This window comes from Streptomyces sp. So13.3 (genome assembly GCF_005860785.2).
Classification (GTDB): domain Bacteria; phylum Actinomycetota; class Actinomycetes; order Streptomycetales; family Streptomycetaceae; genus Actinacidiphila; species Actinacidiphila fildesensis.
Map to the genome: position 1 here is coordinate 5,757,356 of NZ_CP048835.1, position 15,734 is coordinate 5,773,089.

Below are 15,734 nucleotides of genomic sequence, written 5' to 3' on the forward strand. Positions count from 1 at the left end.
CCCTGCGGGGCGGCGGTTCGAAATCGACTGTTCAGGGCCTGGCGGCCCACAAATAGCTCGGCAGCATTTCGAAGTACCCCTCCCCCAACCTCCGGCCGGGGGTGCCCCCAACGGCCCCGGTCCCCTCGCGTCACAGGCCCGGGGCGGGCGGGAAGTCCGCTTCGACCGCGGGCCCGCAGCAGTCCGGCCCCGCCGGTAGGCGAAGGGGTGGGTGGGAAAAGCCCGCCGCAGGCGCAACGGTGCTGCGGGTGCCCGAGGGCCCGCGCCTCCGCCGGTAGGCGAAGGGGTGGGTGGGGGCAAAGCCCGCCGCGGGCGCAACGGCGGGGCGGGTGTCGACGTGCCCCAATCCCCGCTTAACGACGCGTTTCGGGGCGCAGGGCCTGCACCCCCCGCCGGTAGGCGAAAGGGCGGGTGGTGGGGAAGAGCCCGCCGCAGGCGCAACGGTGCTGTGGGGGTCCGCGGCCCGCACCCCCGCCGGTAGGCGAAAAGCCCGCCGCAGGCGTGACGGGGCGGGGGGGTTCACGGGCCCGCGCCCCCGCCGGCAGGCATTCCGCCCGTCCGGAGGACTACCCGTCGTTGCCCAGGAAGGAGCGGACCGGCTTCGGGAGGAGGTCCTTGCAGGATTCGCTCGACGGGGTGGTGAGGGCGTCGCGTTTGCAGGTGTAGTAGTCGTTGTAGACGAACTGGAGGGTGAAGCTCGCGGCGACGATCGCCAGGGCGACCGCGCTCGTGATGATGCCGCTCCAGGCCGCCGCCGCGAAGGACCGCTGGGAGGCGGGGTTCGCGGAGGGGTTGGGGCGGGGTGTCGGCGCCGGATGCGGCGGGGGCCGCGGCCGCTTCGGCGCGGGCGGCGGCGCGGGTCTCTCGGCTTCATGCGCAGGGCGCTGATGCCCCAGTAGAGGGCGAGGGCGCCGAGCAGGAGGCCGAGCTCGGTCCAGTGGAGGATCGCGAAGATCAGCGCCCAGCCGCCGCAGACCAGCGCGTAGCGGGAGCGGCGCTGGGCGGGGTCGGTGGGGTCGAAGCGTGAGCCGTTGGGCTGCGGCGGGGTTTCGGGGCCGCTGGGGCGATGGCCGAAGCCGTCCTGGCGGCCGGGCTGCTGGTTGCTCCACTGGCCGCCCCAGCCGGGCGGCGGCGGAGGCGGCGGGGTGCTGTCGCCGTCCTCGGGCGTGCCTTCGGGGCGCCGGGGCTGCCAGGGCTGTTCGGGGGCGCCTTCGGGCGGCGGGGCGAACGGGTTGTCCTGCTGATCGCCCTCGGGCGCACGCAGCGCGATAGTGATCTGTCGGCTGCTCATGATTGGTAGCGCCATCCCCTTGCCGTCGACTCCTCATGTCGTATGCGTCACGCGCAGGGCGCGCGATTGCTGTTCCTCCGGAAGACGCTACCGTCCGCGCGCTCCCCCGTCCCGTGGGGGGACCTTCGCGTGCCGGTATCGTTGCTGACGGTCGACGGCCTCGTAGGGTTCCCCGAATCGTGGGATCCGTCGGCTCATACGATCCTCCAAATCCGCACGGTCTCGAGAGAGAGCCCCGCCAGTGGCTGCGCAAACCCCGGCTCGTCTAGTCGTCCTCGTCTCCGGTTCGGGGACGAATCTGCAGGCGCTGCTCGATGTCATCGAGAGCGATCCCGCGTACGGCGCGCGGATCGTGGCGGTCGGTGCCGACCGGGACGGCATCGCCGGTCTGGAGCGGGCGGAGCGGGCCGGGCTGCCGGTTTTCGTGGTGAAGGTGAAGGACTACGCCGACCGGGCGGGATGGGACCTCGCGCTCGCGGAGGCGACGGCGGAACACCGGCCGGACCTGGTGGTCTCGGCCGGCTTCATGAAGATCGTGGGGAAGGAGTTCCTCGCGCGGTTCGGGGGACGGTTCGTCAATACGCATCCCGCGCTGCTGCCGAGCTTCCCGGGCGCCCACGGCGTCAGGGACGCGCTCGCGTACGGCGCGAAGGTGACGGGCTGCACCGTGCACTTCGTCGACGACGGCGTCGATACCGGCCCGATCATCGCCCAGGGGGTGGTGGCCATCGAGCCGGATGACACGGAGGAAGCGCTCCATGAGCGCATCAAGGAAGTCGAGCGAGGGCTGCTCGTCGACGTCGTGGGGCGGCTGGCTCGCGACGGGTATCGCATTGAGGGACGAAAGGTATTGATTCCGGCATGAGCGCCGAAGGTACGAAGCGGCCGATCCGCCGCGCGCTGGTGAGTGTGTACGACAAGACCGGGCTGGAGGAGCTGGCGCGCGGACTGCACGAGGCGGGCGTCGAACTGGTGTCGACCGGGTCGACCGCCGCGCGCATCGCCGCCGCCGGGGTGCCCGTCACGCCGGTCCAGGACGTCACCGGCTTCCCGGAGTGCCTGGACGGCCGGGTCAAGACCCTGCACCCCAAGCTGCACGCCGGGATCCTCGCGGACCTGCGTCTTGAGGACCACCAGCGGCAGCTGGCCGAGCTCGGCATCGAGCCGTTCGAGCTGGTGGTCGTGAATCTGTACCCGTTCAAGGAGACGGTCGCCTCAGGCGCGTCGCCCGACGAGTGTGTCGAGCAGATCGACATCGGCGGTCCTTCGATGGTGCGCGCCGCCGCCAAGAACCACCCCTCGGTCGCGGTCGTCACCAGCCCCGGGCACTACGCCGACGTCATCGCGGCCGTCAAGGACGGCGGGTTCGACCTGACGCAGCGCAAGCGGCTCGCCGCCGAGGCGTTCCAGCACACCGCCTCGTACGACCTGGCGGTGGCGATCTGGTTCGCCGAGGGGTACGCGGCCGACGAGAGCCCGTTCCCGGACTTCACCGGCGTCGCCCTCACCCGGCAGCACGTGCTGCGCTACGGCGAGAACCCGCACCAGCCCGCCGCGCTCTACAGCGACGGCAGCGGCAAGGGCCTCGCGGGCGCCGAGCAGTTGCACGGCAAGGAGATGTCGTACAACAACTACACGGACACCGAGGCCGCGCGCCGGGCCGCGTACGACCACACGGAGCCGTGCGTCGCGATCATCAAGCACGCCAACCCGTGCGGGATCGCGGTCGGCGCGGATGTCGCGGAGGCGCACCGCAAGGCGCACGCCTGCGACCCGCTGTCGGCGTTCGGCGGGGTCATCGCGGTCAACCGCCCGGTGAGCGTGGAGCTCGCCGAGCAGGTCGCGGAGATCTTCACCGAGGTCATCGTCGCGCCGGCGTACGAGGACGGCGCCGTCGAGGTGCTGGCCCGCAAGAAGAACATCCGGGTGCTGCGCTGCGCGGACGCGCCGATCGGCTCGGGCGAGTACCGGCCGATCGAGGGCGGGGCGCTGGTCCAGGTCAAGGACCTGCTGCAGGCCGAGGGCGACGACCCGGCGAACTGGACGCTGGCGACCGGTGAGGCGCTGGACGCCGCCGAGCTGGCGGACCTGGCCTTCGCCTGGCGCGCCTGCCGCGCCGTGAAGTCCAACGCGATCCTGCTCGCCAAGGGCGGCGCCAGCGTCGGCGTCGGCATGGGGCAGGTCAACCGGGTGGACTCGGCGAAGCTCGCGGTGGAGCGGGCGGGCGAGGAGCGGGCGCGGGGTTCCTACGCGGCCTCCGACGCCTTCTTCCCGTTCCCCGACGGGCTGGAGATCCTGCTGGCGGCGGGCGTCAAGGCCGTGGTCCAGCCGGGCGGTTCGGTCCGTGACGAGCTGGTCGTCGAGGCGGCGGAGAAGGCCGGCGTGACGATGTACCTCACCGGGACCCGGCACTTCTTCCACTGACGCAGACGCAGAGCCGAACGCGGCCCGCACCCCCGAGGGGGTGCGGGCCGTCGCCGGTCTACGGGCGCTTCACCACGACGGTGTGCATGATCTTGTCGGCGAAGGTCTGGTTCTTCTCGTCCCACAGCGGCCACAGGTAGCCGATGTAGCAGGCCATCCCGTCGAGGGCGTGGCACAGCCGGCGGACGAACGCCATCCCGAAGCCCAGCACCTGGCCGTCGGCCTCGCGCAGCAGGTGGATCCCGGCGATCTTCTTGCCCGGGGTCTGGCCGGTGGAGCCTTCCCGGTAGCAGAGCCACAGGGTGCCGGCGAGGCTCAGCATGCCGCCGATGGCGATCATCGCGAGGGCGCCGCCCGGCATCGAGGGGGTGGGGCAGGTGCTGGTGCCGCTGGTGTTGCACCGGTCGGCCGCGTCGAAGAGCACCTTGGCGAGCTGGACGTAGCCGACGATGATCAGGATGAACGGCACCAGGCTGACGATCAGGAAGTCCAGCAGCGTGGCGCCGGCGCGCGCGCCCCAGCTCGCCAGCGGGGGCATCCCCGGCGGCAGGCCGCCCTGCGGGTACCCGTACGGGCCCTGGTTCTGCTGCGGGAACTGCGGCTGCTGCTGCGGGTAGCCGTACCCCTGCGGGGACTGGGGCGGCTGCTGCGGCTGGTCGTAAGGGTTGTTGGGGCCGGGCGGATAGCTCACGTGCGGTTTCCTCCGAGCGGGGACGTGGAGCGTGGGGACGCAGGGGCACATCGTCGTGGCCACGGTGGTGGCAGCGCAAGGCGCGCGGTGGCGGCGGATCGGCCACGGAGTCAAGGGCGCGTCAAGGCGCGGCCGAGTGCGGGCATCGGGTAACGATCCGAGGCCCGGATTCGTCGGCGGGACCCCCCATCCGGAAAGATGGGGTCATGACCGCCCAGATTCTCGATGGCAAGGCCACCGCAGCCGCGATCAAGTCCGATCTCACGTCCCGCGTGGCGTCGCTCAAGGCCCGGGGCATCGTGCCCGGTCTTGGCACCCTGCTGGTCGGTGAGGACCCGGGCAGCAAATGGTATGTCGCGGGCAAGCACCGCGACTGCGCGCAGGTCGGCATCGGCTCGATCCAGCGCGAACTGCCCGACACCGCCACCCAGGAGGAGATCGAGGCGGTCGTCCGGGAGCTGAACGCGAACCCGGAGTGCACCGGCTACATCGTCCAGCTCCCGCTGCCCAAGGGCATCGACACCAACCGGGTCCTGGAGCTGATGGACCCGGAGAAGGACGCCGACGGCCTGCACCCGATGAGCCTCGGCCGCCTCGTGCTCAACGAGACCGGTCCGCTGCCGTGCACCCCGAACGGCATCGTCCAGCTGCTGCGCCACCACAAGGTGGAGATCAACGGCGCGCATGTGGTCGTCGTCGGCCGCGGTATCACCGTGGGCCGCTCGATCGGGCTGCTGCTGACCCGCCGCAGCGAGAACGCCACCGTGACGCTGTGCCACACCGGCACCCGTGACCTGAGCGGGCTGCTGCGCCAGGCGGACATCATCGTGGCGGCGGCGGGGGTCGGGCACCTGGTCAAGCCGGAGGACGTCAAGCCCGGCGCGGCCGTGCTGGACGTCGGTGTCAGCCGCGACGGCGAAGGCAAGATCGTCGGCGATGTGGACCCGGGGGTGGCCGAGGTCGCCGCCTGGATCTCCCCGAACCCCGGCGGCGTCGGCCCGATGACCCGCGCGCTGCTGCTGGCCAATGTCGTCGAGGCTGCCGAGCGCGCGGCTGCGGGCCATGGCGGCTGAGCCGGAGCCCGGAGAGGTGGCGGCGGGCGAGGCGGCCGCTCCCCGGCCGCACCGGTACGCGCTGTGGACGCGGACCACCGCCCGCCCCGAGGGCGGCGGCCGGGCGGCCGGCCGGGACGCCTCCGCGCCGGCCCGGCAGTGGCCCATCCTGGTGGTGCTCGGCGGGGTCGCGCTCGGCCTGGTGCTGACCGCGGCCGACCACTTCCGGGCGGGAACGGTGATCGTCGGGGCGGCGCTGCTGGTGGGCGGTGCGATGCGGTTCACGCTGCCGTCGGTCGGCATGCTGGCCGTGCGCAGCCGGTTCACCGACGTCATCACGTACCTGGTGCTCGGTACCGCCATCGTGCTGCTGGCGCTGATGGTGCAGCCGGATCCGATCCTGGACGTGCCGTTCCTCGAGGACATCATCCGCTTCTCGGTGCGCTGATCCCGCCGCCGGCCCGGAAATCGCGAAGCGGTGACCGGGGCCACACCGGGGCGGGTCAACTGTTCCGCCGTGGCGCGATAGCCTGACGGCGGGTCTCTTGATGCCGAGAGACCCACGTTCCGGGGCTAGGGACGCTGCCGGGGCGGCCAGATTTCCCGCAGGAAAAGGCCAGGAGAAGGCAATGACTCGCACCCCCGTCAACGTCACCGTCACCGGAGCGGCGGGCCAGATCGGCTACGCGCTGCTCTTCCGCATCGCGTCGGGCCATCTGCTCGGCTCGGACGTGCCGGTGAACCTCCGCCTCCTGGAGATCCCGCAGGGTCTCAAGGCCGCTGAGGGCACCGCCATGGAGCTCGACGACTGCGCGTTCCCGCTGCTGCGCGGCATCGAGATCACCGACGACCCGAACGTCGCCTTCGCCGGTGCGAACGTCGCCCTGCTCGTCGGCGCCCGCCCGCGGACCGCCGGCATGGAGCGCGGTGACCTGCTCTCCGCCAACGGCGGCATCTTCAAGCCGCAGGGCAAGGCGATCAACGACAACGCCGCGGACGACATCAAGGTCCTCGTCGTCGGCAACCCGGCGAACACCAACGCGCTCATCGCGCAGGCCGCGGCCCCGGACGTACCGGCCGAGCGCTTCACCGCGATGACCCGCCTGGACCACAACCGGGCGCTCTCGCAGCTGGCGAAGAAGACCGGCACCACGGTCTCCGACATCAAGCGCCTGACGATCTGGGGCAACCACTCGGCGACCCAGTACCCGGACATCTTCCACGCCGAGGTCGTCGGCAAGAACGCCGCCGAGGTCGTCAACGACGAGCAGTGGCTGGCCGACACCTTCATCCCGACCGTCGCCAAGCGCGGCGCCGCGATCATCGAGGCCCGTGGCGCCTCCTCGGCCGCCTCGGCCGCGAACGCCGCGATCGACCACGTGCACACCTGGGTCAACGGCACCGCGGCCGGCGACTGGACCTCGATGGGCATCGTCTCCGACGGTTCCTACGGCGTTCCGGCCGGTCTGATCTCGTCCTTCCCGGTCACCACCAAGGACGGCGCCTTCGAGATCGTCCAGGGCCTGGACATCAACGAGTTCTCCCGCGCCCGCATCGACGCTTCGGTGAAGGAGCTCGAGGAGGAGCGCGACGCGGTCCGCGCCCTCGGCCTCATCTGAGCCCCGCGCACAGCGCACGACGGCCCGCCGCCGGTCCCCGAGAGGGGCCGGCGGCGGGCCGTTGCCGTGTACAGGAATATGACGCCGGAACCATCCGGGCAGCGGGCGTGTCCTTTATCCTGAGAACTCCGGATTACGTTCAACTCGCGTTGATCGGACGTGAGTTCGACGATCGGGGGGCGAATGTCCGGTCCCGTGCGCCGTGGCTCCCGCACGGAGGCCACCCGCCTGCTGTGCGCGGGTGTGTACCCCGACATCGACTTCCGCGGCCAGGTCATCGAGCAGCTGGTCTTCGCGTCCCCCGAACTGATGACGGCCGTCAGACTCCTGCGCGCGCAACTGCCGCTGCCGGCACGGTCGGAGGACGATGGTCTCGACGAGGTCGAGGGGGAGCTCGCGGACGTCGCGGGCGAGATCGACCGGACCGGGCGGGCCGAGCGCGGCCGGCTGGAGCGGCTGCGGTCGCTGCTGATCAGCGGCAGCACCGCGGCCGGCGGACTGGCGTCGGCCTTCGCCGTCGTCCAGGCCATCGCCCAGCCGCTCGGATGAGGAGGGGGCCGACATGAGCCATTGGGACGCGGACCGGCAGCAGTGGGTGCGGGGCCCACAGACCGGACAGGCACCGGAGGAGCCGTACGAGCCCCCGGTGTACCCGCCGGAGGAGCCCTACGAGCCTCCGGTGTACCCGCCACCGCCGGCCTACCGGCCGACGATGCACGGCATGACGCACGACGCGACACGGTACGAACCGGTCCTGGGGCCCGCGTTCGGCCCCCGCCGGCCCGCCCCCCGGGCCCGCCCCGGGACCGCCGCAGCGCTGGTCGCGCGCGACCGTGCTGACGGCCGTCGTCGCGTCGGTGGTGCTCGTGGCCGGGCTCGGATTCGGCGGCTGGGCGCTGCTGCGCCACCACGATGGGAACAAGGACGCCCGGCCCGGGTCGAGTTCGCCGCCCTTCGACCAGCCGTCGACCGACAGCACGACCGACAGCACGACCGACAGCACGACCGACGGTACGACCGATACGGGGGCCCCGTCGGAGTCGACCGCCGACTCGCCCTCGTACAGCCCGAGCACCGAAGGACCGAGCCCGGCGCCGTCCGGCTACGTCCGGACGTCCGACCCGGCCGGTTTCTCCCTGGACGTTCCCGAGGGCTGGCAGCGCAGCACGGAGGGCGACAGCGTCTTCTACAGGACGGCGGACGGCAACAGCCTGATCCAGGTGTTCGCGCTGCGGGGTCCCGAGACGACGCCGTACGAGTCCCTGGTGGTGACCGAGCAGACGGTGTCGAAGAACACCGGGTACCACCGGATCCGGTTGGTGCAGCTCGGTTCCGGCGCCGGTGACGCCGCCGAACTCGAGTACACCTACGTCCGCACCGACGGCACCGTCCGGCACGTCGTCGTCCAGGCCTTCACCGACCCCAGCACCGTCCAGTACGCGCTGCTGGTGGCGGGCCCGGACGGTGACTGGACCGCGCACCAGGAGGTCTTCAGGAACCTGCTCTCGTCGTTCTGCACGACCGGCCACTGCCCGTCCGACAGCGGCTGATCAGCGGCCGTTGCCGGTTGCCTCGGCGAGCAGCGCGCACAGTGCGTCGAGCGCGCCGTTGAAGGCGTGTTCCGGCGGCGTGCCGAAGCCGACGACCAGGGCGCCGGGACCGTCCGCCGGGCCGTTGTAGGCGTCGAGACCCGCGAGGGCGAGGCCCGCCCGGCCCGCGCGGGCGACGAGGTCGCTCATCGGGGCTGAGCCGGGCGGCAGTTCGAGGACGGCGTGCAGCCCGGCCGCGATGCCCGACACCCGCACCTGGGGGGCGTGGGCGGCGAGCGCCGCGACCAGCCGGTCGCGGCGCCTGCGGTAGTGCAGCCGCATCCGCCGCACATGGCGGTCGTAGGTGCCCGAGCGGATCAGTTCGGCGAGCGTGAGCTGGTCCATGACGGGGGAGTGGCGGTCGGCGGACCGCTTCTCGGCGACCACCGCGTCGAGGAGGGCCGGCGGGAGGACGAGCCAGGCGAGCCGTATGCCGGGCGCCAGGCTCTTGCTGGCGGTACCGGCGTAGACGACCTGGCCGGGGGCGAGCCCCTGGAGCGCGCCGACGGGCTGGCGGTCGTAGCGGAACTCGCCGTCGTAGTCGTCCTCGATCACGGTCCCGCCGGTGGCCCGCGCCCACTCCACCACCGCGGTGCGCCGCTCGGGCGAGAGCGACGCCCCGGCCGGGAACTGGTGCGCCGGCGTCAGCAGCACCGCGTCCGCCGCGGGGCGGTGGTGCGGGCCGAGCCCTTCGAGCCGGGCGCCGCTGCAGTCCACGGGCAGTTCGACGGTGCTGAGGCCCGCCGAGCGCAGGATCCGGCGGGTGTCGGGGAAGCCGAGCGCCTCGACGCCGATCCGGCGGGCGCCGCGGTCGCGCAGCGCGCGGGCCAGCAGCCCGGTCCCCTGGACGAACCCCGAGCAGACCAGGATCAGCTCGGGGTCGGCCCGCACCCCGCGCACCCGCGCCAGGTACTCCGCGAGCGCCTCCCGCAGCTCGGGGCGCCCGCGCGGGTCCGAGTAGCCGAAGGCCTCGTTGGGCGCGGCGGCCATGGCGCGGCGGGCCGCCGCGAGCCAGGCGCCGCGCGGGAACGCCGACAGGTCGGAGGAGCCGGGCCGCAGATCGTAGGGGTAGCCGTCGGCGGCCGGATTCCCCAGCAGCAGCCCGGTCTGCTCGGGCACGGCCCGGCGGCGGGCCGGGCGGGGCGGCGGCGCACTGCCCGCCACCTGCGTGCCGGAGCCCTGCCGGGCGGCCAGCCAGCCCTCCGCGACCAGCTGGCCGTACGCGTCGGCGACCGTGTTGCGGGCCAGGCCGAGGTCCTTGGCCAGCGCCCGCGACGACGGCAGCCGGGTCCCCGCGGTGAGCCGGCCGTCCCGTACCGCCTCGCGCAGCGCCCGCTCCAGACCGGCCCTCGCACCGGTGCCGGCGGTCAGGTCGAGATGGAGGTCGACCCCGGAAATGGCCCAGTCGTTCATCTCTCAAGTGGACCATGCGACGGGGCCACTGTCCGCTTAGCGTGGAGCCATGACTTCGAACGACCAGACCCTTGTCCCCGCTCCCGCCCAGCGCATCAACCTGATGAAGGCCGCCCCTGACGTCTACGAGGCGATCCTGGCGCTCAACAAGGCCGCCGCCCACGGCCTCGACCCGGTCGTCGCCGAGCTGGTCAAGATCCGCGCGTCCCAGCTCAACGGCTGTGCCTTCTGCCTGGACATGCACACCCACGACGCGAGCAAGCTCGGTCTGTCCGAGCAGAAGCTCCACGGCATCGGGGCCTGGCGCGAGACGCCCTTCTTCACCGCCCGTGAGCGTGCCGCCCTCGCCCTCTCCGAGGCCGTCACCCGCCTCGGCGAGCACGGCGTCCCCGACGACGTCTTCGACGAGGCCGCCCGGCACTTCGACGAGGCCGAGCTGGCACGTCTGATCGCCATGTGCATCACCATCAACGCCTGGAACCGGGTCGGCGTCACCACCCGGCTCTCGCCCGCCGCCCGCTAAGCGCTCTCCGGCGGCGCGCCGCCCTCCCCGAACCGGGCCAGCACCAGCGCGCCGAGCACCGCCAGGGCGAAGCCCGCGAACGCCAGGGGCTCCAGCCCCGGCCGGGTGCGGTCGCCGAGCGCGATCACCCCGACCAGGGCGGGCCCGACGGTCTCGCCGATCACCATCCCGGCGGTGGCGGCGGTGACCGAGCCGCGCTGCAGGGCCGAGGTCAGCAGCAGGAAGGCGGCGCCGCCGCCGATGAGCAGCGCGTAGGCCGCCGGATTGGCGAGCACGGCGCCGGGCGACAGATCGTCGACCAGCCGCACGGCGACCTCGACGACCCCGAACCCGATCCCCGCGCCGAACCCCAGCGCGGCGGCCCGCGCCCGGTCCGGCAGCCGCCCGGCGAGCACGCCGAGCCCCAGCACCGCGAACGAGGTGGCCAGCACGCCCCACCGCAGCGCGGTGCTCCCGACTCCGTCGCCCTCCGGCCCGGACGCGAGCCCCAGCATCCCCAGCCCGCCGCACACGGCGGCCACCGCGCCCCACTCGACGCCCTTCAGCCGCACCTTCAGCGTCCGCGCGGCGGCGACCGCGGTGACGGCCAGGCTGGCCGCCAGCGCGGCGCCGACGGCGTAGATCGGCAGCACCCGCAGCGCCACGAGCTCGAGCGCGAACCCGGCGGTGTCGAGCCCGAGCCCGGCCACGTACCGCCACTGCCGCAGCGCCCGCACGAACAGCCGGGCATCCACCCCGGACCCGCTCCCCGGCGTAGCGGCCCGCGCCGCGACCGCCTGGAACACCGAAGCAACCCCGAAACACACGGCTGCGCCGAGCGCGCAGAGCATTCCCACGACCATGCGCCGACCTTAGGTCCGCCGGACGGGATACGACGGGAGGACCCGGCCCCGCCCGGACCGGCCTCAATCGCCGGCCGGGCTGAAAGATCGCCTCAAACGCCGGCGGGCTGAACGACACCCGCCCATGCCGTCCGGACGTGAGGGGGACGGGTCCGCAGGGGTGGGGTTTCGAAATGCTGCCGAGCTATTTGTGGGCGGCCACGCCCGTAAATAGTCGATTTCGAAGCCCCGCCCCGGAGGGCCCGGCCCCCGACCCCCACGCCCTGGCGGTCAGCCCGCGAGCACCGCTCGCAACTGCTCCAGCCCCCAGTCCAGATCCTCCTTCGAGATCACCAGCGGCGGCGCCAGCCGGATCGTCGACCCGTGCGTGTCCTTCACCAGCACCCGCCGGTCCATCAGCCGCTCCGACACCTCGCGCCCCGTCCCGTGCCCCGGCGCGATGTCGATCCCCGCCCACAGCCCGCGCCCCCGCACCGCCGCGACCGGCCCGGAGCCCGTGAGGAGGCCGAGCTCGTGGTGCAGGTGGTCGCCGAGTTCGGTGGCGCGCTGCTGGTACTCGCCGGTGCGCAGCATCGCGATGACCTCCAGCGCCACCGCGCAGGCCAGCGGGTTCCCACCGAAGGTGGACCCGTGTTCGCCGGGCCGGTAGACGCCCAGCACCGCCGCGGACGACACGACCGCCGACACCGGCACCACACCGCCCCCCAGCGCCTTCCCGAGGACGTACATGTCCGGCACGACACCCTCGTGCTCGCACGCGAAGGTGCGGCCGGTCCGCCCGAGCCCCGACTGGATCTCGTCGGCGATGAACAGCACGTTCCGGTCCCGGGTGAGCGCCCGCACTCCCGCCAGATAGCCCGGCGGCGGCACCAGCACCCCCGCCTCCCCCTGGATCGGCTCCAGCAGGACGGCGACCGTGTGCTCGTCGACGGCCGCCTCGATCGCGGCGAGGTCGCCGTACGGAACGATCTCGAACCCGGGCGTGTACGGCCCGAAGTCGGCCCGTGCCTCCTGGTCCGTGGAGAAGCTGATGATCGTGGTGGTGCGCCCGTGGAAGTTGCCGTCCGCGACGACGATCTTCGCGCGCCCGTCCGGGACGCCCTTGACCTTGTAGCCCCACTTCCGGGCGGTCTTGACCGCCGTCTCGACCGCCTCGGCGCCGGTGTTCATCGGCAGCACCATCTCCATGCCGCACAGCTCGGCGAGCTGCGTACAGAAGTCGGCGAACCGGTCGTGGTGGAAGGCGCGGGAGGTCAGCGTCACACGGTCGAGCTGGGCCCTGGCGGCGTCGAGCAGCCGCCGGTTGCCGTGGCCGAAGTTGAGGGCCGAGTAGCCGGCCAGCATGTCCAGGTACCGGCGGCCTTCGACGTCCGTCATCCACGCGCCTTCCGCGGTGGCGACGACGACCGGCAGCGGATGGTAGTTGTGCGCGCTGTGGGCCTCTGCGGCGGCGATGCTGGTGTCCGTTGTCGTCACGTACGTGCTCCGTTCGTGGTGCGTCGGGAGTTGTTGCCTCGGGGCGGGGTGACGCCCCTTTCTATCGTCGGTCGGCCGCAATGCGATGAAACCTTGCGGCATCCGCTGTTCGGGGCGCACCCCCGCAGCGGTGCCGGGGAGGGGGTGATCGGGGCCGGGGGACCTGAGAGAATGACGGCATGGCCAACGACCGCCCGCCCGTCACCCACCACCACCCTCAACCGAGGGACTTCGCCCCGCCCCTTACACCGCGCGCCCTCTCCGGTATCCAGCCCACCGCAGGCTCCTTCCACCTGGGGAACTACCTGGGTGCGATCCGCCAGTACGTGGCGCTCCAGGAGACCCACGACGCGTTCTACATGGTTGTGGACCTGCACGCCATCACGGTGCCGCAGGACCCCGCCGAGCTGCGCTCCAACACCCGCCTCGCGGCGGCGCAGCTGCTGGCCGCGGGCCTGGACCCGGACCGCTGTACGCTCTTCATCCAGAGCCACGTGCCGGAGCACGCGCAGCTCGGCTGGGTGATGAACTGCCTGACCGGGTTCGGCGAGGCCGGCCGGATGACGCAGTTCAAGGACAAGTCGGCGAAGCAGGGGGCGGACCGGGCGACCGTCGGCCTGTTCACGTACCCGATCCTGCAGGTCGCGGACATCCTGCTGTACCAGGCGAACGCCGTGCCGGTCGGTGAGGACCAGCGCCAGCACGTCGAGCTGACCCGCGATCTGGCGGGGCGGTTCAACAGCCGCTACGGCGACACGTTCACCATCCCGGCGCCGCATATCGTCAAGGAGACCGGGAAGATCTACGACCTCCAGGACCCGACGGCGAAGATGAGCAAGTCGGCGTCGTCCCCGAAGGGCCTGATCAACCTTCTCGACGAGCCGAAGGTCTCGGCGAAGAAGATCAGGAGCGCGGTCACCGACACGGACACCGTGGTGCGCTTCGACGAGAAGGACAAGCCGGGCATCAGCAATCTCCTCACCATCTACTCCACTCTCACCGGTACCGGAATCCCGGAACTGGAGCAGCGGTACGCGGGCAAGGGCTACGGTGCGCTGAAGACGGACCTCGCGGAGCAGTTTGTGGAGTGGGTCACACCGTTCCGGGAGCGCACGCAGGAATACCTGGGCGACCCGGAGACGTTGGACGCTGTCCTGGCCAAGGGTGCGGAGAAGGCGCGCGCCGTGGCCGCCGAGACCCTGGCCAGCGCGTATGACCGGATCGGCTTCCTGCCCGCGAAGCACTGAAACGCACCGGAGCACCGGCGCAGCGCCGCACAGGGAGGGCCCGGCCGGGGCGGTACCAGAGTCAGAGGTCCCGGCAGAGTGTGTCCGACGACGCTCGCGGCGCGACCCGCGCACGCGTCACACTGAGAGCAGACCGAACAGCGCCCGCGAGGCGCCCGTGATCCGGGGAAGAGGGGTGAACGCAGTGGGGACCAGCACGATCGGAGTCTCGATCGCGGTCCCGGAGCCCTACGGCCGCCTGCTCCAGGAGGCGCGCGCCGGCTTCGGTGACCCGGCCGCGTACGCCATCCCCACGCACGTCACGCTGCTGCCGCCGACCGAGATCGACTCCGGTGACCTCCCCGCGCTGCGCCGCCACCTCGCGAAGGTCGCGGCGGCCGGCCGGCCGTTCCCGATGCGGCTGGACGGCACGGACACCTTCCGCCCGCTGTCCCCGGTGGTCTACGTGCACCTGGCGGACGGCACCCGTGAGTGCACCGAGCTGCAGGGCGAAGTGCGCTCGGGACCGGTCGTGCGTGAGCTGCAGTTCCCGTACCACCCGCATGTGACCGTCGCCCACGGCATCGCCGAGGAGGCGATGGACCGGGCCTACGCGGCGCTCGCGGACTTCAAGGCGACCTGGACGGCCACCGGGTTCGCCCTGTACGAGCAGGGCGGGGACGGGGTCTGGCGGAAGATGCGTGAGTACCCTTTCGGCGTCGACACCTGTGGTGCCGTTCCGCACCAGCAGGGCGCCCGCGCCACCCATGACGCCCCGCTGATTCCCTGAAGAGGTCGCCGGCCCTCGGATGAAGCGGCCGCCGGCCCTCAGACCGGCAGCTTCCTGAAGAGCGCGCGCGGCACGTGCCGCAGTGCCGACATGACGAAGCGCAGCGCGCCCGGCACCCACACCGTCTCCGCGTGCCGCCGCAGGCCCGTCTCGATGGCCTCCGCGACCGCTTCGGGAGTGGTGGCCAGCGGCGCCTCCGGCAGCCCCGCCGTCATCTTCGTGCGGACGAAGCCGGGCCGGACGACCATCACGTGCACGCCCGAGCCGTGCAGCGCGTCGCCGAGGCCCTGGGTGAAGGCGTCCAGGCCCGCCTTGCTCGACCCGTAGATGAAGTTGCTCCGCCGGGCCCGCTCGCCGGCCACCGAGGAGAGCACGACCAGCGAGCCGTGCCCCTGTCGTTGCAGCGCGCTCGCGCACACCAGCGACGCGGACACCGCCCCGGTGTAGTTGACCTGCGCGACATGGACGGCCGACAGCGGCTCCTGCTCGTCGCGCGTCTGGTCGCCCAGTACGCCGAAGGCGAGCAGCACCATGTCGAGGTCGCCCTCCGCGAAGAGCTTGCCGAGCACCTCCTCGTGGGACGCGGTGTCCAGCGCGTCGAAGGGCACCGCGTGCGCGTCCGCGCCCAGCGACCGCAGGTGCTCGGCGGCGGCGTCGAGGGCGGGGGAGGGGCGGCCCGCCAGATGGACGGTCCTGGTGCGGCGGCCGATGAGGCGGCGGGCGGTGGCGAGCGCGATCTCGGAGGTGCCGCCGAGGATCAGCAGGGACTGGGGGGTGCCGAAGGCGTCTTTCACTGCG

At 72.5% G+C, this 15,734-nt stretch carries 15 protein-coding genes; 10 read left to right on the plus strand and 5 right to left on the minus strand.

All coding sequences use genetic code 11. The features are described 5' to 3' along the window. Positions 1 to 1,532: 1,532 nt before the first annotated feature. Both purN and purH read left to right on the plus strand, forming a co-directional pair. The gene (purN, locus tag C8250_RS26060; protein WP_138359403.1) at positions 1,533 to 2,156 is read left to right on the plus strand and encodes a phosphoribosylglycinamide formyltransferase; all 624 of its coding nucleotides are present in this window, start codon (positions 1,533 to 1,535) and stop codon (positions 2,154 to 2,156) included. Beyond that, positions 2,153 to 3,715, plus strand: a complete 1,563-nt coding sequence (gene purH, locus C8250_RS26065; protein ID WP_138359405.1) for a bifunctional phosphoribosylaminoimidazolecarboxamide formyltransferase/IMP cyclohydrolase — start codon at positions 2,153 to 2,155, stop codon at positions 3,713 to 3,715. The genes purN and purH overlap by 4 nt, the downstream gene beginning before the upstream one ends. A gap of 58 nt (positions 3,716 to 3,773) precedes the next feature. Here the strand turns inward: purH and C8250_RS26070 are convergent, their stop codons facing one another. After that, complete coding sequence (locus tag C8250_RS26070) at positions 3,774 to 4,406, minus strand: RDD family protein (RefSeq protein ID WP_138359407.1); 633 nt, start codon at positions 4,404 to 4,406, stop codon at positions 3,774 to 3,776. 206 nt (positions 4,407 to 4,612) lie between these two features. Here C8250_RS26070 and C8250_RS26075 point away from each other — a divergent pair, with 206 nt between their 5' ends. The 5 genes from C8250_RS26075 (at position 4,613) to C8250_RS26095 (ending at position 8,627) form a co-directional block, all read left to right on the plus strand. After that, positions 4,613 to 5,479, plus strand: coding sequence for a bifunctional methylenetetrahydrofolate dehydrogenase/methenyltetrahydrofolate cyclohydrolase (locus tag C8250_RS26075; protein ID WP_138359409.1), 867 nt, complete (start codon positions 4,613 to 4,615; stop codon positions 5,477 to 5,479). Continuing rightward, positions 5,469 to 5,906, plus strand: coding sequence for a DUF3017 domain-containing protein (locus tag C8250_RS26080; protein WP_138359411.1), 438 nt, complete (start codon positions 5,469 to 5,471; stop codon positions 5,904 to 5,906). Before C8250_RS26075 ends, C8250_RS26080 begins: the two co-directional genes overlap by 11 nt. A 181-nt stretch (positions 5,907 to 6,087) precedes the next feature. After that, the gene (locus C8250_RS26085) at positions 6,088 to 7,077 is read left to right on the plus strand and encodes a malate dehydrogenase (RefSeq protein WP_138359413.1); all 990 of its coding nucleotides are present in this window, start codon (positions 6,088 to 6,090) and stop codon (positions 7,075 to 7,077) included. A gap of 183 nt (positions 7,078 to 7,260) precedes the next feature. Further along, positions 7,261 to 7,626 (plus strand): hypothetical protein, encoded by a 366-nt coding sequence (locus C8250_RS26090; protein ID WP_138359415.1) that lies wholly within the window; start codon positions 7,261 to 7,263, stop codon positions 7,624 to 7,626. A gap of 284 nt (positions 7,627 to 7,910) precedes the next feature. After that, complete coding sequence (locus C8250_RS26095; protein ID WP_187144985.1) at positions 7,911 to 8,627, plus strand: hypothetical protein; 717 nt, start codon at positions 7,911 to 7,913, stop codon at positions 8,625 to 8,627. On the opposite strand, the gene C8250_RS26100 is transcribed toward C8250_RS26095, so the two are convergent. Further along, positions 8,628 to 10,079, minus strand: a complete 1,452-nt coding sequence (locus C8250_RS26100) for a PLP-dependent aminotransferase family protein (protein WP_138352267.1) — start codon at positions 10,077 to 10,079, stop codon at positions 8,628 to 8,630. A 49-nt stretch (positions 10,080 to 10,128) separates the two neighbouring features. Between C8250_RS26100 and C8250_RS26105 the strand changes: the two genes are divergently transcribed. Next, on the plus strand, positions 10,129 to 10,602 hold the full coding sequence (locus tag C8250_RS26105; protein ID WP_138352266.1) for a carboxymuconolactone decarboxylase family protein: 474 nt from the start codon (positions 10,129 to 10,131) through the stop codon (positions 10,600 to 10,602). Here C8250_RS26105 and C8250_RS26110 read toward each other — a convergent pair. Together C8250_RS26110 and rocD are read right to left on the minus strand one after the other, a co-directional pair. Then, entirely contained in the window at positions 10,599 to 11,444 is an 846-nt protein-coding gene (locus C8250_RS26110; protein WP_187144986.1) for a hypothetical protein, read from the minus strand. The genes C8250_RS26105 and C8250_RS26110 overlap by 4 nt on opposite strands. A 270-nt stretch (positions 11,445 to 11,714) precedes the next feature. Beyond that, positions 11,715 to 12,920 carry an ornithine--oxo-acid transaminase gene (gene rocD / locus C8250_RS26115; RefSeq protein ID WP_138352265.1) on the minus strand — a complete coding sequence of 402 codons (1,206 nt, stop codon included), beginning with the start codon at positions 12,918 to 12,920 and terminating at the stop codon, positions 11,715 to 11,717. Between the two features lie 179 nt (positions 12,921 to 13,099). Here rocD and trpS point away from each other — a divergent pair, with 179 nt between their 5' ends. Both trpS and C8250_RS26125 read left to right on the plus strand, forming a co-directional pair. Continuing rightward, positions 13,100 to 14,167 carry a tryptophan--tRNA ligase gene (gene trpS, locus C8250_RS26120; RefSeq protein WP_138352264.1) on the plus strand — a complete coding sequence of 356 codons (1,068 nt, stop codon included), beginning with the start codon at positions 13,100 to 13,102 and terminating at the stop codon, positions 14,165 to 14,167. Positions 14,168 to 14,351: 184 nt separating this feature from the next. Then, positions 14,352 to 14,936, plus strand: coding sequence for a 2'-5' RNA ligase family protein (locus C8250_RS26125; protein WP_138352263.1), 585 nt, complete (start codon positions 14,352 to 14,354; stop codon positions 14,934 to 14,936). Positions 14,937 to 14,974: 38 nt separating this feature from the next. On the opposite strand, the gene C8250_RS26130 is transcribed toward C8250_RS26125, so the two are convergent. Beyond that, positions 14,975 to 15,730, minus strand: coding sequence for a decaprenylphospho-beta-D-erythro-pentofuranosid-2-ulose 2-reductase (locus C8250_RS26130; protein ID WP_138352262.1), 756 nt, complete (start codon positions 15,728 to 15,730; stop codon positions 14,975 to 14,977). Between the last annotated feature and the right edge of the window lie 4 nt (positions 15,731 to 15,734).